The organism is Collinsella sp. TM10-22 (genome assembly GCF_003466125.1).
Classification (GTDB): domain Bacteria; phylum Actinomycetota; class Coriobacteriia; order Coriobacteriales; family Coriobacteriaceae; genus Collinsella.
This window is the reverse complement of record NZ_QSOC01000005.1, coordinates 139704-161841: the sequence shown is the minus strand read 5'-3', so window position 1 is coordinate 161841 and position 22138 is coordinate 139704. Positions and strand designations below refer to the sequence as shown.

The 22138-nt window shown below is 60.0% G+C and carries 18 protein-coding genes; 7 read left to right on the top strand and 11 right to left on the bottom strand.

What is annotated here, in order from left to right; genetic code table 11:
- The first annotated feature begins 109 nt into the window (after positions 1–109).
- On the top strand, positions 110–2845 hold the full coding sequence (locus tag DXD94_RS06700) for a sensor histidine kinase KdpD (RefSeq protein ID WP_117734670.1): 2736 nt from the start codon (positions 110–112) through the stop codon (positions 2843–2845).
- Positions 2838–3542, top strand: coding sequence for a response regulator (locus tag DXD94_RS06695; RefSeq protein WP_117583373.1), 705 nt, complete (start codon positions 2838–2840; stop codon positions 3540–3542). The genes DXD94_RS06700 and DXD94_RS06695 overlap by 8 nt, the downstream gene beginning before the upstream one ends.
- 298 nt (positions 3543–3840) lie before the next feature.
- Here DXD94_RS06695 and DXD94_RS06690 read toward each other — a convergent pair whose 3' ends face one another.
- The 8 genes from DXD94_RS06690 to DXD94_RS06655 form a co-directional block, all read right to left on the bottom strand.
- Positions 3841–4041: a hypothetical protein gene (locus DXD94_RS06690; RefSeq protein WP_117637971.1), complete on the bottom strand. Its 201-nt coding sequence runs from the start codon at positions 4039–4041 to the stop codon at positions 3841–3843.
- 205 nt (positions 4042–4246) lie between these two features.
- The gene (locus DXD94_RS06685; protein ID WP_117763594.1) at positions 4247–6577 is read right to left on the bottom strand and encodes a ferrous iron transporter B; all 2331 of its coding nucleotides are present in this window, start codon (positions 6575–6577) and stop codon (positions 4247–4249) included.
- Between the two features lie 123 nt (positions 6578–6700).
- Positions 6701–6922, bottom strand: coding sequence for a FeoA family protein (locus DXD94_RS06680; RefSeq protein ID WP_006234774.1), 222 nt, complete (start codon positions 6920–6922; stop codon positions 6701–6703).
- Positions 6923–6961: 39 nt separating this feature from the next.
- Positions 6962–7204, bottom strand: coding sequence for a FeoA family protein (locus DXD94_RS06675; RefSeq protein ID WP_040358815.1), 243 nt, complete (start codon positions 7202–7204; stop codon positions 6962–6964).
- A 213-nt stretch (positions 7205–7417) separates the two neighbouring features.
- Entirely contained in the window at positions 7418–7666 is a 249-nt protein-coding gene (locus tag DXD94_RS06670) for an HPr family phosphocarrier protein (protein ID WP_035136856.1), read from the bottom strand.
- A 421-nt stretch (positions 7667–8087) separates the two neighbouring features.
- A complete protein-coding gene (locus tag DXD94_RS06665) occupies positions 8088–9551 on the bottom strand; it encodes an amino acid permease (protein ID WP_117743185.1) in 1464 nt (487 codons plus the stop codon).
- 153 nt (positions 9552–9704) lie between these two features.
- Positions 9705–10160 carry a hypothetical protein gene (locus tag DXD94_RS06660; RefSeq protein ID WP_117743184.1) on the bottom strand — a complete coding sequence of 152 codons (456 nt, stop codon included), beginning with the start codon at positions 10158–10160 and terminating at the stop codon, positions 9705–9707.
- 3 nt (positions 10161–10163) lie between these two features.
- Positions 10164–13172, bottom strand: coding sequence for a glycoside hydrolase family 2 TIM barrel-domain containing protein (locus DXD94_RS06655; protein ID WP_117763593.1), 3009 nt, complete (start codon positions 13170–13172; stop codon positions 10164–10166).
- A 375-nt stretch (positions 13173–13547) separates the two neighbouring features.
- Between DXD94_RS06655 and DXD94_RS06650 the strand changes: the two genes are divergently transcribed.
- Positions 13548–14564: a LacI family DNA-binding transcriptional regulator gene (locus DXD94_RS06650; RefSeq protein ID WP_117743182.1), complete on the top strand. Its 1017-nt coding sequence runs from the start codon at positions 13548–13550 to the stop codon at positions 14562–14564.
- A 119-nt stretch (positions 14565–14683) separates the two neighbouring features.
- Here the strand turns inward: DXD94_RS06650 and aspS are convergent, their stop codons facing one another.
- Complete coding sequence (gene aspS, locus DXD94_RS06645; RefSeq protein ID WP_117763592.1) at positions 14684–16471, bottom strand: aspartate--tRNA ligase; 1788 nt, start codon at positions 16469–16471, stop codon at positions 14684–14686.
- 256 nt (positions 16472–16727) lie between these two features.
- Here aspS and serB point away from each other — a divergent pair, with 256 nt between their 5' ends.
- From serB to DXD94_RS06625, 4 genes are all read left to right on the top strand, one after another.
- On the top strand, positions 16728–17363 hold the full coding sequence (gene serB, locus DXD94_RS06640; protein WP_117763591.1) for a phosphoserine phosphatase SerB: 636 nt from the start codon (positions 16728–16730) through the stop codon (positions 17361–17363).
- A gap of 116 nt (positions 17364–17479) precedes the next feature.
- The gene (gene larB / locus DXD94_RS06635) at positions 17480–18262 is read left to right on the top strand and encodes a nickel pincer cofactor biosynthesis protein LarB (protein WP_117734675.1); all 783 of its coding nucleotides are present in this window, start codon (positions 17480–17482) and stop codon (positions 18260–18262) included.
- Positions 18263–18272: 10 nt separating this feature from the next.
- A complete protein-coding gene (locus DXD94_RS06630) occupies positions 18273–19175 on the top strand; it encodes a LarC family nickel insertion protein (RefSeq protein ID WP_117763590.1) in 903 nt (300 codons plus the stop codon).
- Positions 19176–19177: 2 nt separating this feature from the next.
- Positions 19178–19717 carry a TetR/AcrR family transcriptional regulator gene (locus tag DXD94_RS06625; protein WP_117763589.1) on the top strand — a complete coding sequence of 180 codons (540 nt, stop codon included), beginning with the start codon at positions 19178–19180 and terminating at the stop codon, positions 19715–19717.
- A 301-nt stretch (positions 19718–20018) separates the two neighbouring features.
- Here DXD94_RS06625 and larD read toward each other — a convergent pair whose 3' ends face one another.
- Both larD and larA read right to left on the bottom strand, forming a co-directional pair.
- Positions 20019–20750 carry a D/L-lactic acid transporter LarD gene (gene larD, locus DXD94_RS06620; protein ID WP_117763588.1) on the bottom strand — a complete coding sequence of 244 codons (732 nt, stop codon included), beginning with the start codon at positions 20748–20750 and terminating at the stop codon, positions 20019–20021.
- Positions 20751–20799: 49 nt separating this feature from the next.
- Complete coding sequence (larA, locus tag DXD94_RS06615; RefSeq protein WP_117763587.1) at positions 20800–22077, bottom strand: nickel-dependent lactate racemase; 1278 nt, start codon at positions 22075–22077, stop codon at positions 20800–20802.
- Between the last annotated feature and the right edge of the window lie 61 nt (positions 22078–22138).

Below are 22138 nucleotides of genomic sequence, written 5' to 3'. Positions count from 1 at the left end.
GTAGAAAGCACTATTGCGGCTGCAGTGCGCCTATACTCGACCTCGCGAGCATACAGTGGCGCCCTCGCCGCGTATGCACGCATGGACAACGCTTCAGAAAGGCTACGCTATGCAGCGCGACGCATCGGACACTCGCGTCAATCCAGACCTCATCCTAAAGGCAATTGAGAAAGACGAGGTCGCCGATGACGCTCGAACCAGCCGGGGACACCTCAAGATTTTCTTTGGCTACGCTGCTGGCGCAGGCAAAACCTATGCGATGCTTCAAGCCGCCCACGCCGCCAAGCGGCGAGGTGTCGACGTCGTCGCGGGATACATCGAGCCGCACGAACGTCCGGCAACTGCCCATCTTGCACAAGGGCTTGAGAACGTGCCCTGTAAACTCATCGAGCACAACGGCATTGCGCTCAGCGAGTTCGACCTAGATGCGGCTATCGAACGCGCCCCTCAGCTCATCCTTGTCGACGAGCTCGCCCATACGGATGCACCGGGGTCTCGCCACGACAAACGCTATCAAGACGTCGAGGAACTTCTACATGCGGGCATCGACGTCTATACGACCGTGAACGTTCAGCATATCGAGAGCCTAAACGACATGGTTGCATCCATCACCGGCGTTGTCGTGAGCGAACGAATCCCCGACCGTATCTTCGATGATGCCGACCAGGTCGAGCTCGTCGACATAGAGCCCGAAGATCTACTTGAGCGCCTTCGCGCCGGCCTCGTCTACCGTCCCGCACAAGCCGACCGAGCGCAACAGCATTTTTTTACCGTCGAGAACCTCACCGCACTCCGAGAAATCGCGCTGCGCCGCTGCGCCGATCGCACCGGCTACCTCACAGACGCCGCACGCGTACTGGGAAACCGTGACTACTACACCAGGGAGCGTATCTTAGTCTGTGTCTCCCCGGCGCCGACCAATCCCCGCATCGTCCGTGCCGCCGCACGCATGGCGAAAGCGTTTCGCAGCGAGCTCGTCGCCCTGTTCGTAGAGAGCCCGCGCGCGCAGGCCATGAGCGATAATGAGCGCGCCAAGCTTGCAGCCAATATCGCCCTGGCCGAACAGCTCGGAGCACATATGGAAACCGTCTATGGCGACGACATCGCGTTTCAGATCTCCGAGTTCGCGCGCCTGTCGGGTATTTCGAAGATCGTCATGGGGCGCACGGGCGAGCGTAGCAGCGTCCGTCAGGCCCTCTTCGGCCGCAAATCTCTCGTAGAACAGCTCATAACATTCGCCCCGAACCTCGACATTTACATCATTCCAGACCAGTCGACTCCGCCCTCCCGGCCCGAAGAACGCCGCCGTGCGCTCGCCCTGCAGCCGCCCAGCAGCCGTGACGTGCTTCGCACGCTGGCCCTCTCTCTTGTCGCCACGGCGATCGGCACGGCTTTCCGCCATCTGGGTTTTGCCGATTCCAGCATCATATCCCTCTATATCCTCACGGCCCTGCTGACCGCCGTCACCACGACGGGGCGCATCTGCACGATCGTATCGAGCGTGCTCTCTGTAGTGCTTTACAACTTCTGCTTCGTCACGCCTCTGTTTTCGCTCGCCAGCTACGACCGAAGCTATCTGGTCACGTTCGGCATCATGTTCGCTACCGCTATGGTCGCCGGCGAGTTAACTGCGCGCATCGCCGACAACGCCCGGACCTCCGCCGAGAACGCATTCAAAACGCGCGTACTCCTCGAAACGAACCAGCTCTTGCAGCAAGCCCATAGCGCGGAGGAGTGCGCCCGCGTCGCCATGAACCAACTCATCAAACTGCTAAAACTCGACGTGGTCTTCTACACCGCCGAACACGGCACGCTCGGCAAGACGCTCTATGAGTCCGCTGGCACCGAAAACCGATCCGCGTCGCTGCTCACCGACTACGAGCGCGCCGTTGCAACCTGGACCTACACCAACAACAAGCGCGCGGGCGCAAGCACGCGGACCCTGCCTGAGGCGCGCTGTCTCTACCTCGCGGTTCGCACCGGCGACAAGGTATTCGGTGTCATCGGCATCGCCCTGGAGGGGCGCGAGATCGAAGCCTTCGAGCATTCGATCGTCCTATCTATCGTAGGTGAATGCGCCTTGGCGCTCGAAAGCGACCGAGCAGCGCAAGAGCGCGAAGAAGCTGCGGTCTTGGCGAAAAACGAGCAGCTGCGCGCCAACCTTTTGCGCTCCATCGGCCACGATTTGAGGACACCCCTCACGGCTATATCCGGATCTGCGGCAATCCTTCGGAAGAGCGACGAGAAGCTCAGCCTCGAACAACGCTGCGATCTTGCCGATGCCATCTACGACGACTCCCTCTGGCTTATCGATACCGTGGAGAACCTCCTCGCCATCACACGCGTCGAGGACGGCACCATTCGCCTCAACTTCACGTCCGAGCTCATCGACGAGGTCATCGAGGCCGCCCTCAGCCATGTCGCCCAAGCATCGCATGGACGTACCGTCACCATCGAGCACACTGACGACATCCTGCTGGTACGCATCGACGTCCATCTCATCATGCAGGTGCTTACGAATCTCATCATGAACGCCTTCAAATACACGCCCGAGGACTCGACTGTCACCATCAGCGCACGTCGCGAGGGCGCGTTCGTCGTGGTGGACGTCGCAGACGATGGGCCGGGTGTGGCAGACTGCGACAAGCCTCATATCTTTGAGCGCTTCTTCACCTCAAGCAATACGCAGCCCGTGGATTCGCGTCGAAGCATCGGCCTTGGGCTGTCGCTTTGCCGCTCCATCGTGGAGGCGCATGGCGGCGTCATCGAAGCTCGCGACAACCACCCCCATGGGGCCGTCTTCCGTTTTACCCTGCCCGCCGAGGAGATCGAGATTCATGAATAATGCCGCTAAGCCACGCATCCTCCTGGTCGAAGATGACCTGACCGTTCAAAACCTCGTTTCGACCGCGCTTGACCTCCACGGCTACGTCGTGAGCAAAGTTTGCAACGGCCAGGCCGCCATCATGGATGCGGTGTCGCACGGCCCCAGCCTCATCATGCTCGACCTCGGCCTTCCCGACATTGACGGTATCGAGGTCATCACGAAGATCCGAAGCTGGTCGGCAGTCCCCATTATCGTCATTTCGGCGCGCACCGAAGATTCCGACAAGATTGCAGCACTTGACGCAGGGGCAGACGACTACCTCACCAAGCCCTTTTCTGTGGATGAGTTGCTCGCGCGCGTCCGTGCGAATTTGAGGCGCTCCTCGATGGCGTCGAGCGAGTCGACAGAAGCGAGCACGTTCGACAACGGTCCGCTGCATATCGACTACGCCGCGGGATACGCGACGAAAGACGGACGCGAGCTCTCGCTCACCCCAACCGAGTACAAATTGCTTGTCCTTCTGGCGAAAAACGTCGACAAGGTGCTCACCCACACCTTCATCACCCGCGAGATATGGGGCACGAGCTGGGACAGCGATCTGGCGAGCCTGCGCGTGTTCATGCGCACCCTGCGCAAGAAGATCGAGGCAGACCCCTCTCACCCCAAGATGATTCAGACGCACATGGGTGTCGGGTACCGCATGCAGCGTCTCTAGCCCACCCCACAAAAAGTTGCGGTGGAATACGGAGTAGATAAGGCCTTTGACAGCAAAAACAGTCCGTATTCCACCGCAACTGATGGGCGGGATGGAGTTAGAGGCCCAGGTAGCTGGTCATGCCTTCGACGGCGAGCTTGGCGCCCGCTACGGCATGGACCACGGTGAGCGGACCGTTGACCACATAGTTAGCGATACCCCAAAATCACTCTTTAACTCACCGCGCTCGCCCCCATATGTGCAAAGCGCCCCGCGAACGGATACTCGCGAGGCGCCTGGATGCCTGGATGTCCGGGCCTTATTTGATCCCGCGGCCCAAGTCTTCGGCAATTTTGTCTACGCCCTTAAGTGCGGCGCAGGTCTTTTTGTTGGAGCAATGTCCCGTGCAAACGCCACCTTGAGCGCAGTCGGCGCAGGTGCCCTTGCGATAAATGCGCACGCACACGGCGACAAACGCAATGGCGATAACGGCCAGCACAACAATATCGATAGGTGCCATAGAAAGCCTCCTCTAGTTAACCACCACTTACTTTACCCCATTCTCCACCTGCCAAAAAGGGACAGGTTTATTTTGGTCGGTTTTATCTGCGGAAACGTCACATCTTAACTTCTGGAGCAAAGCAATCTGTCCCCCATTGCACCAAAAAGCCCGAGTGTCGCTGGGACACCCGGGCTCGTGAAAAGGGGCTAATCCTTATTCGGACTTAGGCGGAAACCGTGGCAGAAGCGGTGTTGGTCTCGTCCTCGTCGGTCCATGCATGCTTGGGCATGGGACGGAAGATCTGGAAGAGCATCGCAGCCAGCAGCACGATGGCCACAACCGTCCAGATACCAAACTGCCCAAGAACAAGCAGGTTATAGAACTGGTTGATGAACAGGCCGATGACCCAAGCAAAGGCACACTCGTAGCCGATGGCAATCGCGGTCCACTTACCGGAGTTCATCTGGTTACGGATGGTGCCGATAGCGGCAAAGCACGGAGCGCACAGCAGGTTGAAGGCACCAAAGGCGACGCAAGCGCCCATGGTCGGGAACATAGCCGCAAACGCGGTCCACAGGCTCGGGTCGGTCTCGCCGGCGTCGGCAACGGACAGCAGCGAGCCGGCGGTGGCGACAACGTTCTCCTTGGCGACGAGGCCAGAGACGGTCAGTGCGGTGGCCTGCCAGGTGCTAAAGCCGAGCGGGGCGAAGATCCAAGCGACCAGGTTGCCGAACATGGCAAGCACGGAGTAATCCATGAACTCCTCGGGGATGCCCTCCATGGAAGGCAGGTAGCCAAAGGCGCCGTTGTAGCTACCAAAGTTGGAGAGGAACCAAACGACGACGGTGGACGCAAAGATGACCGTGCCGGCCTTCTTGATAAAGGCGAAGCAGCGCTCCCACACGTGCAGCGCCCAAGAGCGGATCGCCGGGAAGTGGTAAGCGGGGAGCTCCATAACGAACGGCGTCGGGCGGCCGGCGAAGAGCTTGGTCTTCTTGAGCATGAGGCCCGAAGCGATGACGGCAAAGACGCCCAGGAAGTAGAAGAGCGGGCTGATCCACGCGGCGGTGGTGGAAGAATCGCCGATGATGGAACCCATGAGCAGGGCAATGATCGGCAGCTTGGCGCCACAGGGAATGAACGTGGTGGTCATGACCGTCATGCGGCGGTCCTTCTCGTTCTCGATGGTCTTGGTGGCCATGACGCCGGGGACGCCGCAGCCCGAGGACACGAGCATGGGGATAAAGGACTTACCGGACAGGCCAAAGCGGCGGAACACGCGGTCCATGATGAAGGCGACGCGGGCCATGTAGCCGCAATCCTCCAGGAAGGACAACATCACAAAGAGCAGGAACATCTGCGGCACGAAGCCGAAGATGGCGCCCAGGCCGCCGACGATACCGTCGCAGACCAGCGAATCGACCAGGCCACCGTCCTCGGTGCCGCCCGCCACGAGGGCATCGTGCACCATGGTGGTAATACCCGGAACATACGGGCCGTACTGTGCCGGGTCGATCGAATCGGCAGCGTCCTCGCCCACGGCCTCGACGGCCGCATCGTAGGCGTCGCGGCCCTGACCGAGCACGTACCAACCGTCGGTGCCAAAGAGCTGGTCGTTGGTGAAGTCGGTCACCGTACCGCCCAGGGTGGAAACGGCGATGTAGTACACGCAGAACATAATGACTACGAAGATCGGCAGGCCCAGAATGCGGTTGGTAACCACACGGTCGATCTTCTCGGAAGTGCTCATCTTGGCCGGAGCCTTGGTGAGGCACTCATCGACGATGTGCGCGATCACACCATAGCGCTCACCGGTGATGATGGACTCGGCATCGTCATCGCAATCCTGCTCGCACTGGGCGACCAGCTGCTCCACACGAGCCGCCTTCTCCTTGGTGAGGTTGATGAGTTTGCAGGCATCCGTATCGCGCTCGAACAGCTTGACGGCGTAGTAGCGACGCTTGCTGGCGGAAACGCTCGCAGGCAGGTTATTCTCGATGTGGTCCAGAACGTCCTCGATGGAGGAATCGAACTTGTGCTCCGACACCTGGCCCTTGGAAGCAGCGGACTTCTTGACCTGCTCGAACAGTTCCTTGATGCCCTTGTTCTTGAGGGCCGAGATCATCACGACCGGGCAACCGAGCTTCTTGGAGAGCTTGTCCGTGTCGATCTTATCGCCGTTCTTCTCGACCAAGTCGGCCATGTTGAGGGCGACGACCACGGGCAGGCCGGTCTCGATAACCTGAAGCGCCAGGTACAGGTTACGCTCGAGGTTGGTGGCATCGACCACCTGGGCAACGACATCGGGCTCGCCGCTCATGAGGTAATCGCGCGAGCATTGCTCCTCGGGGCTGTAGGGGGAAAGCGAGTAGATGCCAGGGAGGTCCGTGATGGTAACGTTCTTGTCGCTTAGGAGCTTGGCTTCCTTTTTCTCAACCGTGACGCCGGGCCAGTTGCCAACGTAGCCGTTGGCGCCGGTGATCAGGTTGAAAAGCGTGGTCTTGCCGCAGTTGGGGTTACCCGCAAGCGCGACATGGATCTGAGAATCCGCCATTCAATCCTTCTTCCTTGTGTGCCCGCGCTGTCATCTCCGCGCAGGTTGGATAATGTGCTTCAAAGATGCTGCATTAAGTTAGAAAAACCTAACTTTATATGCAGAAATACACGCCGCGAGCCCTTACTGAACCTCGACGACGGCCGCTTCCTCCTTGCGGATGGAAAGCTCGTAGCCGCGCACGTTGATCTCGACCGGATCACCGAGCGGCGCAACCTTTACGACCTTGAACGAAGTGCCCTTGATGAGCCCCAGGTCCATAAGGTGGCGGCGCAGCGCGCCCTCACCGTGAAGCTTGACGATGGTAGAGCTCTCGCCTACCTTAACGTCACCCAACGTCTTCATCCTCTTGTCCCCCTTTCGGTTTTAATGAAATGCTGCGGACTAACCGACGGTCATGATGTGCATGGCAACCTTGGAATCGATGCCAAAACGTGCGCCCAGCACGGTGACGATGATATTGGCACCACTCGAGCTCACCACGTGAATCTCGCTGCCCTCGACAAAGCCAAGGTCCTTGAGGTGGTGCTTCATGTCCTCATTGCCCTTTACCCGAGACACGCGCACGGTTTCGCCCGCCTTTACCATCGAAAGCGGCATGGCCGGCATCTGCGGTCCGCAAGACATGAGTGAGCTCCTAACGTCGGTTCGTCCTCAACATCGACGCGGTAAAAGTTAACCACGTCTATGTTCGCTTTAGTAAACTAACATGTGGTTAACTTTTTTGAAAGGGTCTCTATTCAGTTTTCGAAAAAGTTTCCCATACGAAACAAAAGAGGCACCGCAAAGAGCGCCTCCTAGAGATGTGACAAAGGGACTGTCCGCAGTCCCTTGTTGCGTTTAGAGCGAGAGGTTTCTGATCGACGTGACGCACGAGGCCTCGTCTACGCCCGAAACGCGAAAGACGATATCCTCGCCACATTCGCCGTAAAGCGCCATGAGGCCCATCACGTCACGGCCATCGGTATGGCGGTCGCCGATGCTGACCGACACGTCGCTACGATGCTTGGCGATAATGTCGTAGAGCAGCGCGACCGGGCGGGCATGCAGTCCCAACGGATCTTTAATCGTCTTTGTAAACTCGACCATGTCCCCTCCCGCGGTATCGCTCATTCGGCTGGCAAACCCAGACACGTGGTAGTTATTGTAGCGTTAGATGCTTGTCGAGAGCTCCTCTGAACACCTCGTGGGCAAAAAGTGGCAAATATGAGTACTGTCACCAATTTAGTAGCAGCAAAATCGAGAGCAAATTGCCTCCTTTGAGCGATTCGAAGAGGTTGAAAGCCGTCAAACGCCCTTTAAAGGGGGTTATATAAATTGATTTTAAGCCCGTTTTTGCTCAGAACAGGCCGAAAAATATGACACCTCTTTTGCAACAGTACTCATATTTGGCATTTTTTGACCACGGGGTCCAAAACCATGCCCCAAAACACAAAGGGAGGGGCCTCGTAAGGCCCCTCCTTAGGAAAGGGAATCGATTTATTCCACAGCCGTAGATTAATCCTAGCCGCTACTCCATCATGTCGAGGACGGAGGGGCGCAGCTCGCTCTCGGCGGCCTCGGGATCGGTCTCGCGCAGGCGGTTGATATAGCGGTTGTACCACATCACGGCAAGGCCCAGGAAGACAACCACACCGCCAACGTTGTAGACCAGCGTCAGCCACAGCGGCTGATCGAGCGGGATGGTGCCGCAGACAAGCACAAAGCAGAAGACCACAAGCAGGAATGCGGCAACGACCAGACCAAAGCTGCGCGAGCCCATGCGGAAGTCACGGGGAGCGGCGTCGAAGTTCTTGCGCAGCATAAAGTAGGCAAGCAGGATCAGCAGCGGCGGGAGCAGAGCAGTGGCGGCCGTCATGTTGGTGACGATCATGAGCAGGTCGTCGAGGTTACCAGAGCCCAAGGCCGGGATGATCAGGATGGGGACGACGATGGCGAACTGCAGCCAAGCGGCGCGGGCGGGAATGCCGTGCTCGTTGAGCTCGACGATCTTGCTACCAAAGACGCCCTTGGGGATCTCGGTGAAGAAGACCTTGATGGGAGCAGAGGTCCACATCATGAGGGAGCCCAGCGTGGCAGCGAGAAGGATCAGGCCAATGACGCGCGTGGACACTTCCATGGGAATGCCAAAGTGGGCAAAGACAGCGCCGAATACGTCGAAGATACCGGTGGAGATGGCAACGCCGCCCTCGGGAATGAACAGGTTGACCAGCAGCGAAGCGCCTGCGTACAGAAGGCCGATGGTCAGGCCGGCGATAACGACGGTGCGCACGAAGGCCTTGACGCCGCCCTTAAGGTCGTTAAGGAACACGCCGACAGACTCAGCGCCGCCAACGCCCTGGATGATCCAGGCAAGCGTACCGAAGAAGCCCCACATAGTTGCGAAGTTGCTCATGTCGGGAGCCATGTTAGCGGGGGTAGGAGCCGTAGCGAACTCGACGCCGCCAAAGGCAGCAGCCAGGGACAGCAAGATGAACACAGCGGTCAGGCCGAGAGCCGCGGTCGAGCCGAAGGAGGAAATGGAGCCGATCCACTTAGCGCCCTTGGTCGAAACCCACGTGGCGATAGCAAAGACGACGATCTCGATAATGGTGATCCACAGCTGCGAGAGCTCGGCGTTGGCACCAAGGAACACGTAGCTCGCGTAGATGATGACGTTGGGCAGGACGGATGCAAAGTAGAACAGGTTAACGAACCAGTAGCTAAATGCCGTCAGGAACGCCCAGCGACCACCCATCGAAGTCTTAACCCATGCGTACACACCAGACTCGGAGTCCTTATTAAGACCGACAAACTCGGCGGTAACCAGAGTATAGGGGACAAAGTACAAAAGTGTGGCGAAGAAGAACGACGGCGCAGCCGCCAAGCCGATGGCCGCGTTGTTGTTGATGATGTTCTTGATACCGAACACGGCGGCGACCGTCATGCCCAGCAGAGCGAACGAACCAATCGTTCCTCGTTTTTCAGAGCTCATAAGCCCTCCCAATCATCCGTTATATCTCATCTAAAACCGTCCGGACTGCAAGCGCAATCGTGGACAGCACACCTGCTAGGGGGGATGGGGAAAAGGGAGTCAACAAAGCCATCCCCCTTAACGGCGCAAAGCAAACGTCCAAACGGACGAATACTACTTGTTGGGGAAGGAATAACCTTCAACCGTCACGTGCAGTACCACGACGCGGGAATCCGCGGCATCGTCCACGACACGGTAGGCCTCGTCGATCTCGACGACGGCAACGCCGCCGGCGGGAATCGTCACGGTCTCCCCCGTACCCTCAAAGCGCTCACGATCATCGATATCGCTGTAGGCGCGCGTGCAGGTGAGGCCTGCCTTGGGGGCAACCTCGACGGTCAGGTCGCCGTCGAGCGGGGCGAGCACGGCATGGTAGCGACGGTGACCGACCAGATCGGCGGTTGCGGCCTCGCGGGCATAGACCCACCAGTACACCAACGAGTCGCCGATGGAGTACGCCACGTCGTGCTGCAGGTCGGCAACACCATCGAGCGCCTGTCCGGTACGCATCCACTTCTTGACGGACTTCATCTGGGCGTCGAAGTCGGCACGCGAGTTAAATACATGCATGACTTATGCCTCCTTAATGGGTGCCAGCGCCTGAGCCAGATCGGCAGACGTCAGCGGTCGCAGGGACACCTCAAAGCTGAAGCTCTCAAAACGGGTGCGATAGGAGTCGAGCACCTCGGAACCCCAAGAGTTCGAGCCAAGGCCGAGCAGCTGGTCGTTGATGTTGACCGTGACCGTATCGCCCTTGACAAGGTCGTAGACGTGCTTGGCGCTATCGATGGCCTCGCAACTATAGGGCCATGCCGAGAACGAGAACGGGTTGGAGGCGGCATCGACCGGACGGGTCACCAGCACGCCGTCACCGTGGCTAGAGCGCAGGGCAACCCAGCGGGTGCCCTCGCGGTTGGCGCAGTCCTGAGGCATAACGTAGGGCGTGAACATGTCGTCGACCGTAGTGCGGTAATGACCGACCGGGTTGGCGCGCAGCGAGTCCGGATAGTTCTCGCCCGGGCCGTGGCCGTACCACTCAACGGCACGATCGCAACCGGGAACCTCGAAGGAGATGCCGATGCGCGGGATGATGTCCGAGTAATCGCCGTAGGGCTCGCCGGAAACCTTGAGGTCGACGCGACCGCTCGGAAGCACGGTGTAGACAAGCTCGACGCGCATGCCAAACGCACGGACGGGAGGAGCGATGCGCTGGCTCACGGTAACGACGACCGCGTTGCCATCCTGCTTCCAAGAAACCTTGCGGGTAGACGTCTGCATCACATCGATGAAGTTGTCCTTCCACAGGGAGTCGTACTCCTGGGCGTGGTTATCGACGAGCGGATGCCAAAAACCAACCTGGGGACCGGAGGCGATGACGTCGCGGCCGGATGCCTTCCACTCGCTCACGGTACCGTTAACCTTGTTGAAGGTCAGCTCGCCGTTGAGGGAGTGAATGCGAATCTCCTGCTCGGTCTCCTCGACCGTAAGCTCAGGACGAATGGGAGCCGCGATGGCCGGCGCCGGATGGTTTGCGATGGCAAACTGGCTTGCACCCAGCTGGAACATCGGCTCGCACCAGGCGTGAGCCGCCATTGTGTAGGCGTGCACGGTCAGCAGGGTCTCGCCCACTGCGGCCTCGCGAATCACCAGTGGCAGCTGGACGGACTCGCCGGGGGCAACCGCACCGGGCATGAGCGTCTTGCGGCTGACCACGTCGCCGTCCACCAGGGTCTCGGCCGACAGGCAAACATCCTCGAGGGTGGTGAACCAACGCTTGTTGGTGACGGTCAGCTCGCCCGACTCGGCATCGTAGGCCATGCGAACCGGGCAGATAACCTGGCCATACTCAGTAAGGCCCGGGCTCGGCTGCTGCCAAGGGAACACCATGCCATCGATGCAGAAGTTGCTGTTGTTGGGGTAATCGCCGTTGTCGCCGCCATACATGTCGTAGGCAACGCCGTCCTCGGTCACAGCAGCCAGACCGTGGTCGCACCATTCCCAAATAAACTGGCCCTGGATGCAATCCCAGCGATCGAAGACCTCCTGGTACTCGGACAGGCCTCCGGGACCATTACCCATAGAGTGGCCGTACTCGCAGTTGATGCGCGGCTTAGGGAACGGATGCTCGCCAAAGTCGTTCATCTGCGACACGCGGGAGTACATGGTGGAAATGACGTCGACGGTATCGGCGTTGCGGTCCTCCTCGTAGTGGACCGGACGACCGTCGAGCTCGTGAGCCTTGGCGTACATCGCGCGGATGTTGCAGCCATAGCCGCTCTCGTTGCCCATCGACCACATAATGATGCAGGCGTGATTGCGCTCCTGCATCACCAGGCGCTCAACACGGTCGACGTAGGCCGGCTCCCAGGCAGGGTCGTCGGTGACCAGGGCGATGTTGCCGATATTCTCGAAGCCGTGGCTCTCCATATCGGTCTCGGCGACCAGCATGATGCCATACTCATCGCACAGCTCGTAGAAGCGCGGGTCGTTGGCGTAGTGGGATGTGCGCACCGCGTTGATGTTGTGCTGCTTCATGAGCTCCAGGTCGCGGCGCATGCGATCGAGGCCCACAGCGCGGCCCTTGTGATCGTCGTGGTCATGGCGGTTGACGCCATGCATCTTAAAGTAGGTGCCGTTGAGGTAGATATGATTGCCCTCGACCGTCACCTCGGCAAGGCCTTGGCGATGCGGAACGTACTCGCTGACCTCGTCGCCGTCGTAGACCTCAAGCGTAAGGTCATAGAGGAAGGGGTCCTCGGGGTTCCAGAAGTGGGCATCGGCAACGCTGCACTCGGCATGGCCGTCGACGCACTCGCCCGTAGCGACCACATTCTGGCCATCGCTGAGCGTATACACAACGCGGCTTGCGCCCTCGGCAACCGTATCGAGCGTGACCAGAGCGGCATCGCCCTCGCGGTGCGTGCGGAACCTAAAGTCGACCAGATGCGCGGCGGGACGCTGCATGAGGTACACATCGCGGAAGATGCCCGATGCCCACCACATGTCCTGGTCCTCGATGTAGCTACCATCGCTGTACTGCAGAACCTTGACCGCAATCAGGTTGTCGCCCTCGACGAGCGCGTCGGTTACGTCAAACTCGGCGGACAGGCGCGAACCCTTGGTCATGCCGATAAACTTGCCGTTGACATACAGCTCGCCGTAGCTCTCGATACCGTCGAAGCGAATGATCTCGCGAGCGCCGGCAGGCACGGCAGGAAGGTTGACGATGCGCTGGTAGACGCCCGTGGGGTCGTCGGAGGGAACGAACGGCTGGTCCACTGGGAACGGAAAACCCTCGTCGGTGTAGGCAAGGTTGCCATAGCCGTCTACCTGCCACAGGTGCGGAACCTCCACGTGATCCCACTCGGGCTCGTACGTGCAAAGTGCCTCGTTGGAGACGGCCGCGGGGCCCTCAAAAAGGCGGAACTGCCACGAGCCGGACAGCTGGACAAATCCGCGCGACAGCTCGCGGCTGTACGTAGCGGCGAGATCGGCGGTCTCATAACCCATAAAGTACGCATGGGGTGCCAGGCGGTTCCTGTGGGTGAGCGCTTGGTTTTCCCAATCGTTAATGGCGTCCATGGTGATGCTCCTTCGTCATCGTAGTGATTCTTGTGCAACCGGTTGTCCTTATCTTACGGGCGATGCAAAAACCTGTGCAACCGGTTGTCCGCTGAACGGTCGATTTCGCCGGATTAACGGTGCAACCGGTTGTACAACCGCGGAACTTATGTCACCCTGCGTATCGAAACTCAGCGCAAAACAGCATTCCCAGGCGGCGGACAACGGCCGCGCCCATCTATGCCCCACCCTTGCAAGCCATGTTCAACAGCAGCTTGAACGTGAAATGCCACCAGTGGCCGGATATCATGAACGCTGTTCAGGCGCACTATAGTAAGCTGTATCCGCACCAGCCCGTATCAGTGACAACATCGACCGCTTTTTCCAGGAGACACCATGACCCAACCAGTTCGCACCGCACCGACGCTTGCCGAGGTTGCTGCAGCTGCCGGTGTTTCGCGCTCCACGGCATCGCGTGCCCTCAACGACTCCCCCCGCATTAGCGAGGAAACTAAAAAGCGCGTCCGCGCGGCTGCCAAGGAAGTCAATTTTGTACCCAACGCACGCGGCCGGGCGCTCGCCGTCGGACGCACGGAAATTATCGCCGTACTGGTTACCGAGCCTTTGAGCGAGCTGTTTAGCGATCCCACCTACAGTGAGTTTTTAAGCGGCATTACCGAGGAACTTTCGGAGTCGTCTTACCTACCCGTGATCCTGCAGGCATCTTCCTCGCATGAGCGCAATCGCGCACGCGAGCATTTTGAGCGTCGCTCGTTTGACGCCGTCATCGACGTCTCGCCCTACAAGGGCAGTGAGCTGCTCGAGGTGCTGCGTGAGCTGGGCGTACCCACCGTGTTGTGCGGCCAGCTCGAGGGCCACCCCTATCGCGATGTGTTCTCGACGGTCTACTCCGACGACGAAGAGGGCGGACGCTTTGCGGCGCTCGCTATGAAAGATCGCGGGCGCAAGGACATCGTTGCCGTGCTGGGGCCGCAGGATAACCCCGCCGTCGTCGACCGCCTTCGCGGCTACCGTGCAATTTTGGGCGAAAGCCTTCCAGATGAAAATGTCATCTATACCGGATGGAGCAGCGGAGACGGCTACCAAGCCACGCGGCGGCTGCTCGCGCGCGAAATACATGCCGACGGCGTGCTATGCGGATCGGACCGTATCGCAACCGGCGTTATCGCCGCATTCAACGAAGCGGGAATTAGCGTACCCAAAGACGTTTCGGTCGTGGGCTTCGATGACCACGAGGTCGCAGCTCGCAGCGTCCCCGCGTTGACGACCATTCGTCAGCCGCTTTGTGAGGAAGGCCGCAAGGCCGCAGGCATTGCGCTCGATATGATTAACGGTGCCGCGCCCACCACCACCGTCATGCACATGCAGCTCGTTCAGAGAGACTCACTGTAGGAAACTGGGCCGGGCTTTCCGCGATGCCCGGTCAACCCATACCCTCGCAACATCGGCGTATAAAAAACGAGGGAAGGCACGCGTCCTCCCCTCGTTACGGGCAATATGTAGCCGCTCGCCTACATCAGGCGCAGGCTGACGTCCTTGAGCTGGGCGCCGGAAACGGCACTCGGGGCGCCCGACATGAGATCGGAGCCACTGGCCGTCTTGGGGAACGCCATGACGTCGCGAATGGAGTCGGAGCCGGTGAGCAGCATGCACACGCGGTCCAGGCCCAGGGCGAAGCCGCCCATCGGGGGCGCACCAAACTTGAGCGCCTCCATGAGGAAGCCAAACTGCGACTCGGCACGCTCCTCGGTAAAGCCCAGGAGCTTGAGCATGGACATCTGCATCTCGGCGTTGTGGATACGCATACCGCCGCCACCGGCCTCAAAGCCGTCCATGACAAAGTCGTAGGTGCAGGAGCCGGCTGCCAGCGGGTCAGCCTCAATCTTGGCGATGTCGGTCTCGGTCGGCAGGGTAAAGGGCTGATGCTCGGCTGCATAGGCCTTGCGGTCCTCGTCCCAGTGGAACAGCGGGAAGTTGACGATCCACAGGAAGTCGTGACCCTCGCGCTTGATCTCGAGCGCGTTGGCCATGTGGGAGCGCATGCCGCCCAGGATCTCGTCGGAAAGCAGGCGCGGGCCGGCGGCGAACATCACGAGGTCGCCGGGCTCGACGTCCATGCGCTCGCGCAGAGCCGCCATCTCCTCGTCCGAGAAGAACTTGACGATGGGGCTGTTGATGGAACCGTCCTCGCGGAAGGCGATCCAGGCCAAGCCCTTGGCGCCAAACGTGGAGGCCACGCCGGCGAGTTTATCGATCTTGGCGCGGGCCCAGGCACCGGCGCCCTTGGCGTTGATGGCCTTGACGACGGAACCCTCCTCGTTTGCGGCGGTCGCAAAGACCTTGAACTTGGAGTTGGCAAAGATGTCGGTCAGGTCGACCAGGTGCATGCCATAGCGGGTATCGGGCTTGTCGGAGCCATAGGTGTCCATGGCCTCCCAGTAATCCATGCGGCGCAGCGGCGTGGGCATCTCGACACCCATGCGGCCGAAGGCATCGGACAGGACCTCTTCGAGCGCGCTCATGACATCGTTCTGGTCCACGAAAGACATCTCGATATCGACCTGGGTGAACTCGGGCTGACGGTCGGCGCGCAGGTCCTCGTCGCGGAAGCACTTGGCAACCTGGTAGTAGCGCTCGACGCCGCCGACCATGAGCAGCTGCTTCAGAAGCTGCGGGGACTGCGGCAGAGCGTAGAAGTTGCCCGGCTGGATGCGGCTGGGAACGATGAAGTCGCGGGCGCCCTCGGGCGTGGACTTAAACAGGGAGGGCGTCTCAACCTCCATGAACTCACGGTTGTGCAGTGCCTCGCGAATGGCAAAGGTGAAGTCGGAGCGCAGCTTGAGGTTGGCCATCATCTCGGGACGACGGAGGTCCAGATAGCGATAGCGCAGACGGGTGTCCTCGCTGGTCTCGATGCCATCCTCGATCTGGAACGGCGGGGTGACGGACGTATTGAGCACCTCGGCATGGTCGGTCAGGACCTCGATCTCGCCGGTGGCGAGCTTGGTGTTGGTGGTCTCGTCGCCACGGGCGCGCACGACGCCGTGAATCTTGATGGGCCACTCGGGACGCATGGTCTCGGCGATCTTAAAGGCATCGCCGTCAGAATGCTCGGGGTCGAAGGTGAGTTGCGTAATGCCCTCACGGTCGCGAAGGTCGCAGAAAATAAGGCCACCGTGGTCGCGGCGACGGCTCACCCAACCGGTGAGGGTGACCTCTTCGCCCACGTTCTCGCGGCGAAGCTCGCCGCAGGTACGGGTGTGCATGGAATGCTCGTCGATGGGACGGGTCTGGCTCATACCAGTGATCCTCCTTTATGGATCTGTGCCGCCCCGTGTCGTTCCGGGCGGCGTCGTACAGATTCGCCCGGCCTGCGTAAACCGCGCAGCCGGACATGGCGTTCTATCTTATCGCACCCGCGTCGATGTGCCGCGAAAAAGTAGCTCCTGCCCAAAGACTTGACGGAGACGAAACAATTGGCGCACCGCGACTGTCGCCGAGGCGCGCCGCGTGCGACAATGTGCCCCAATACAACTGCACCCGGAAAGGCCCAACATGTCTGCACGCCTCATCGTTATGGATATCGACTCCACCCTCATCAACCAGGAGGTCATCGATCTTTTGGGTGAGGAGGCAGGCGTGGGCGAGCAGGTAGCGCAAATTACCGAGCGCGCCATGCGCGGCGAGCTCGACTTTAAGCAAGCGCTCGAGGAGCGCGTGGGGCTGCTTGCGGGCCTGGACGAGAGCGTGTTCGAGCGCACCTTTGAGCGTGTGACGTTTACCCCCGGCGCGTTGGAGCTTGTGCGCTCGGCGCACAGCAAGGGCTGGAAGGTCGGCGTGGTAAGCGGCGGTTTCCACGAGGTTGCCGATAAGATCGTGGCTGCCGCGGGCATCGACTTTTGCCTGGCCAACCGTCTGGAGGTCGTAGACGGCAAGCTCACCGGAAGACTGGCGGCAGACATCGTGACCAAGGAGTCCAAGCTTATCCAGATGCTGGATTGGGCAGTTGAGTGCGGCGTCGATATGGCCCACACGGTCGCTATTGGCGACGGCGCCAACGACATCCCCATGATTCAGGCCGCGGGCACGGGCATCGCGTTTTGCGCCAAGCCCAAGACGCGCGAGGCCGCCCCGTTTGCCATCGACGAGCGCAACCTGATGCTCGCCATGGACATCATCCTGCGTGACTAGCCGATTCGTCTAACAATTGAATCAGTCTGTCCTATAGTTTCCGAACAATTTTATCTTAGTGTTCGGAAATATACCCTTTGAGTGCTAGACTTTGCGCCGTCGAAGGGAACATATATATGGATAAGCGAGATCTTGAGCAATTGCTGAGCGATGTTGCCGGCGGGGCAGTCACCCCTGCCGACGCCCTCACGCGCATCCAGACGGCTCCGACCGCCGATCTGGGTTTTGCGCAGCTCGATCTTTCACGCGGGGTACGCCAGGGAGCCGGCGAGGTTATCTACGGCGCCGGTAAAACCGCCGGGCAGATTGCCGCCATTATCGAAGCGCTGCGCGATGCAGGCCAGGAGCGCATCCTGGTCACGCGCTTGGACGCCAAAAAGGCCGCCCGTACCTCGGAATTTCTCGGCAACGGCATCGACCTGGGATATGTCCCGGACGCACAGCTCGCCCTCGTAGGCGGCAAGCCCTCCCCCACCGGCAACGGACGCATCGTCGTCGCCTGCGCCGGTACGAGCGACCTGCCCGTCGCCGAAGAGGCGGCACTGACGGCCGAGTTCTACGGCAATGAAGTCGATCGCCTCTACGACGTAGGTGTCGCCGGCTTGCACCGCCTGCTCGCTCATGCTGAGGAACTTGCCCAGGCGCAGGTGGTCATCGCCATCGCCGGCATGGAAGGCGCCCTGGCAAGCGTCATCGGCGGCCTGGTGAGTTGCCCGGTCATCGCCGTTCCCACCAGCGTGGGCTACGGCGCGAACTTTGGTGGCGTGGCCGCGCTGCTCGCCATGCTCAACTCCTGCGCCAGCGGCGTCTCGGTCGTCAATATCGACAACGGCTTTGGCGCCGCCTATCAGGCAAGTCTTATCAATCATCTGAGCGCCGGCACGCCCTGCGCCCGCTAAGGAGCATTCCATGTCCAACCACCAGCACACGCTTATCATCGACGGAACCTCGGGCATCAGCGGCGATATGACCGTCGCGGCTCTGCTCGACCTGGGCGCCAGCGAGGAGCACCTGCGCGAACAGCTCGCCACGCTGCCGGTCGACGGCTTTACGATCGCCGTGACGCGCGTAAACAAGCATGGCATCGACGCCTGCGATTTCGACGTCCAGCTTGCAGAGGAGCTCGAGAACCACGATCACGATATGGCCTGGCTCTACGGCAACGAAGCAGCTGCCGAGCACACGCACGAGCATGAGCACCACCATTATGATCATGGCGAGCACGAACACGAGCACTGCCACGAGCATGACCACGACCACGAGGGCCACCATCACGCCCACCACCATCACCACCGTTCTTTGGCTGACGTCACCGCCATCATCGATGGCTCGCAGCTAAGCGATGGCGCCAAGCGTCGCGCGCTCGCCATCTTTACCGCGCTCGCCGCCGCCGAGGCCAAGGCCCACGGCAAAACGCCCGAGACCGTCAAGTTCCACGAGGTGGGCGCCGTCGACTCCATCGTCGACGTCTGCTCTGTCGCCATCTGCCTCGATGACCTGGGTATTGAGGACATCGTGGTCGAGTCGCTCTCTGAGGGTCACGGTACCATCCGCTGTGCCCACGGTCTCATGCCCATTCCCGTCCCCGCTGTCGTCAACCTGTGCCAGGCGGGCAATATCGCCCTCACGCCCGCACCGGTCGCCGGCGAGCTCGTGACGCCCACGGGTGCCGCCATCGTCGCCGCACTGCGCACGTCCGAGCACCTGCCGGCCCGCTACCGCATCGAGGCCGTCGGCTACGGCGCCGGTAAGCGCCCCTACGAGGGCTGCTCCGGCACGCTCCGTTGCCTGCTTGTTCATGTGGATGCATAGCCATGGATGCCCGCAAAACCAAAAGCCGCGCCGCTATTGTCACGGCGTTTTCCGAGCTCCTTCGCGAGGAGGACTACGGCAAGATCACCGTCGGCGACATCATCGCGCGCGCTCACGTAGGCCGCGCGACATTCTACGGCCTCTTCAAGAGCAAGGATGACCTACTGTCCGAACTCGTGAGCGACATCTGCACCCACGCCCTCGACGACGATGGCACACCGCTCGATGATCCGCTCGTACAAGTCGAGCATATCCTCAACAACCTCTGGGAGCGCCGCCAGGGCGTACGAGCCCTCGTAGCCGGCGCCGGCTCACGCGTCTTCGCCGACTGCTTACGCAAGACCATCATGTCACGAGCAGCCGAAACCGTCCCCACCGACCCAAACGGCCCCGCCGCCGCCATGGACCGAAGCTTCCTACTGCACCACATAGCCTCAAGCTTCGTAGGAATGGTCCAATGGTGGGCCTGGCACAACTTCGAAGCCCCAAAAGAGGACGTAGCCAAAGACTACCTATCAGCCATCAAGCCCCTCTTCGGCTAGACAGAACCCTCATCCCAATGCCCCGCCCAACCAAAAGCACAACCCATCCCAAAGCGCCAACATCAGCCCAACGCCCTTATCAGCAATAAGCCCCTCCCATCCAAATTCAGATATATATGTTGGGTTGCTTGTTCCAACGCGACTAAGATCCCGCAGCTGGCCGCATGGGGCAACTTCCCAGCGCATTCCGCAGGACGCAAAAAGGCTCGCCGCACGAAGTGCGCAGCGAGCCTTTTTGCATGTCCGAGGACGCGCTGGGAAGTTGCCCCATGCGGCCAGCGGACAACTATGTAGCCTTGGGCTAGAACATGCCCAAGAAACCATGCACAAACAGCGCGGCCACAGCAGCACCGACAAACGGAGCGATGCCAGGAACAAGCAGGCCATACTTCCAGTTGTTGTCAGCCTTGTTCTTAATCGGCAGCAACTGATAGGCCATGCGAGGACCAAGGTCACGTGCCTGGTTCATGGCGAAGCCGGTGATGCCGCCCATGCCCATGCCAACGGCCCAAACGATCAGGCCGACGCAGATAGCGAGCATCAGAACGTCCTCACCAGCACGGCTAGCAGCAGCAAGGATGGCGCTAATGAACACAAAGGTGCAGATGGCCTCGCAGAAGAAGTTGCGGGCATAGTTCGTACCCTCGGTGGTGGGGTTGGTCGAGAAGATGTTGCGCTGAGCAATGGGATCGACGACGCCTTCGGAAGCCTTGAACTCATCGGCATACATAAACCAAGCGATCACAGCACCCACAAAGCCGCCGAGCATATCGGCAAGCATGAAGGGGATGCAGTTGCCCCACGGCACCAGACCGACGATGCACTGGGCAAGCACCATAGCGGGGTTCATGCACACGGCGCCGCCAAAGACAAACAGGCAGACCGAGATGCCAAAAGACCAAGTGGTGATGGCAAACATATGGCCAGAGCCCTGATACTTGGTGCCTTTGAGCACGGTATCGCAGTGCACGCCCACGCCAAAGACGATCATGAGGGCCGTCGCGCCGAATTCGCAGAGGAGTTTGGTAAGCATAAAACCTTATCTTTCTTATTGGTTACAAACGATTCGTTTAAGCCGCGCACTAGTGCTGGGCGACGACAACACCCAGGCCATCGGGGATGACGGCGACCTTGGCGTCGGCACCCTTCATCTCAAAGGCGAGCTTGAGCGCCTCCTCGAGGGTGTTAACCGGCGTCATGTGCATATCCTTGAGCATCTGGTGGTCGCACAGGTCGGTAACCATGATCACAGGGTGATGTGCCAGGATGCGAGCAAAAATCTGGCTCGTCCACTGATCGGGCAGAGTCTCGTCCTTGGGGCGATCGATGCAGGCACGCTCAAACTCCGCCGGATCGTTGTCGGCGATGTTGTGATAGAAGCCCTCGCCGCCGTGACCGTCGGCGCAGCCGGCGACATCGATGATCACGCCGCCCTCGGGAAGCGTGGCCTCGGCAGCGCACATGCCCTTCACGGCCTGGTAGATGTTCTGGTCGAGCGGGTAACCACCGTTGGTGGTGATGGCAATCTCGCACTCGACGGGCTCAACGCCGGCAAGGCTCTTCACGAACTCGCAGCCAGCCTCGTGTGCCTTGTGGATGTCACCGGCAAAGGAGCCAATGATCTCGTGCTTGCCGTTGAGCACCACGTTAAGCACAAAGGCAAGGTGAGCCATCTCGGCAGCGGCGAACATATCCTCGCTCACGTGGTTGTGGCACAGGTTGCCGGCACGCGAATGGGAGTCGTTCACAAACTGACCGTTGTGGTTGTACATGATGGTCTTATAGCTGGCGATGCCGGGCAGGACAGACTTTCGGCTGCCAGAGAAGCCGGCAAAGAAGTGCGGCTCAATGAAGCCCTCGGCAAGAAGCAGGTCGCAATCGGCAGCGATCTTGTTGATGATGCACTCGCCACCAGAAGGCAGGGTGCCGATCTTCTTCATCATGCTGTCGTCGGTTGCGACATGCATAACGATTTCCTCGTTGGCAACGATGTCCTCGCCATACTTGTTGACGAGCTCCTCGTGCGTCGACGGACGGTGCATACCCGTAGCAACCAAAATACGCACACGAGCCTCGGGCGCAGCGGCATGAATGTGATGCAGCAGAATAGGCATCGTCGCACGCGAGGGAACGGGACGCGTATGGTCGGAGCTGATGATGACGATGTTCTTTTTACCAGCACAAAGCTCCTCGAGCGAAGGTGAGCCATAAGGGTTGGCAAGCGACTCCTCTACCAGTTTTTCCTGCGATTTCGTAGTCTTAAACTCGTTTTGATGACCTTCCATCACACCCGCGAAGTTCTTGTCCTCGAGCTCCAGATGCAACGTCTTGTGGTCAAACGGCAGTTCACATTCAAACATTGACGAGCGCCCTCTTCCTTTCAACTGACACACTAGTCAAACCGTTGGAAGGATACGCCGT

Coding starts and splice junctions, on each gene's coding strand:
- DXD94_RS06665 (WP_117743185.1), bottom strand. CDS start 9,551: ATGAGCTCTGAAAAACGAGGAACGATTGGTTCGTTCGCTCTGCTGGGC.
- serB (WP_117763591.1), top strand. CDS start 16,728: ATGTCTGCACGCCTCATCGTTATGGATATCGACTCCACCCTCATCAAC.
- DXD94_RS06625 (WP_117763589.1), top strand. CDS start 19,178: ATGGATGCCCGCAAAACCAAAAGCCGCGCCGCTATTGTCACGGCGTTT.
- DXD94_RS06670 (WP_035136856.1), bottom strand. CDS start 7,666: ATGGTCGAGTTTACAAAGACGATTAAAGATCCGTTGGGACTGCATGCC.
- DXD94_RS06655 (WP_117763593.1), bottom strand. CDS start 13,172: ATGGACGCCATTAACGATTGGGAAAACCAAGCGCTCACCCACAGGAAC.
- DXD94_RS06680 (WP_006234774.1), bottom strand. CDS start 6,922: ATGAAGACGTTGGGTGACGTTAAGGTAGGCGAGAGCTCTACCATCGTC.
- aspS (WP_117763592.1), bottom strand. CDS start 16,471: ATGAGCCAGACCCGTCCCATCGACGAGCATTCCATGCACACCCGTACC.
- DXD94_RS06630 (WP_117763590.1), top strand. CDS start 18,273: ATGTCCAACCACCAGCACACGCTTATCATCGACGGAACCTCGGGCATC.
- DXD94_RS06675 (WP_040358815.1), bottom strand. CDS start 7,204: ATGTCTTGCGGACCGCAGATGCCGGCCATGCCGCTTTCGATGGTAAAG.
- larD (WP_117763588.1), bottom strand. CDS start 20,750: ATGCTTACCAAACTCCTCTGCGAATTCGGCGCGACGGCCCTCATGATC.
- DXD94_RS06700 (WP_117734670.1), top strand. CDS start 110: ATGCAGCGCGACGCATCGGACACTCGCGTCAATCCAGACCTCATCCTA.
- DXD94_RS06690 (WP_117637971.1), bottom strand. CDS start 4,041: ATGGCACCTATCGATATTGTTGTGCTGGCCGTTATCGCCATTGCGTTT.
- DXD94_RS06695 (WP_117583373.1), top strand. CDS start 2,838: ATGAATAATGCCGCTAAGCCACGCATCCTCCTGGTCGAAGATGACCTG.
- larA (WP_117763587.1), bottom strand. CDS start 22,077: ATGTTTGAATGTGAACTGCCGTTTGACCACAAGACGTTGCATCTGGAG.
- larB (WP_117734675.1), top strand. CDS start 17,480: ATGGATAAGCGAGATCTTGAGCAATTGCTGAGCGATGTTGCCGGCGGG.
- DXD94_RS06650 (WP_117743182.1), top strand. CDS start 13,548: ATGACCCAACCAGTTCGCACCGCACCGACGCTTGCCGAGGTTGCTGCA.
- DXD94_RS06660 (WP_117743184.1), bottom strand. CDS start 10,160: ATGCATGTATTTAACTCGCGTGCCGACTTCGACGCCCAGATGAAGTCC.
- DXD94_RS06685 (WP_117763594.1), bottom strand. CDS start 6,577: ATGGCGGATTCTCAGATCCATGTCGCGCTTGCGGGTAACCCCAACTGC.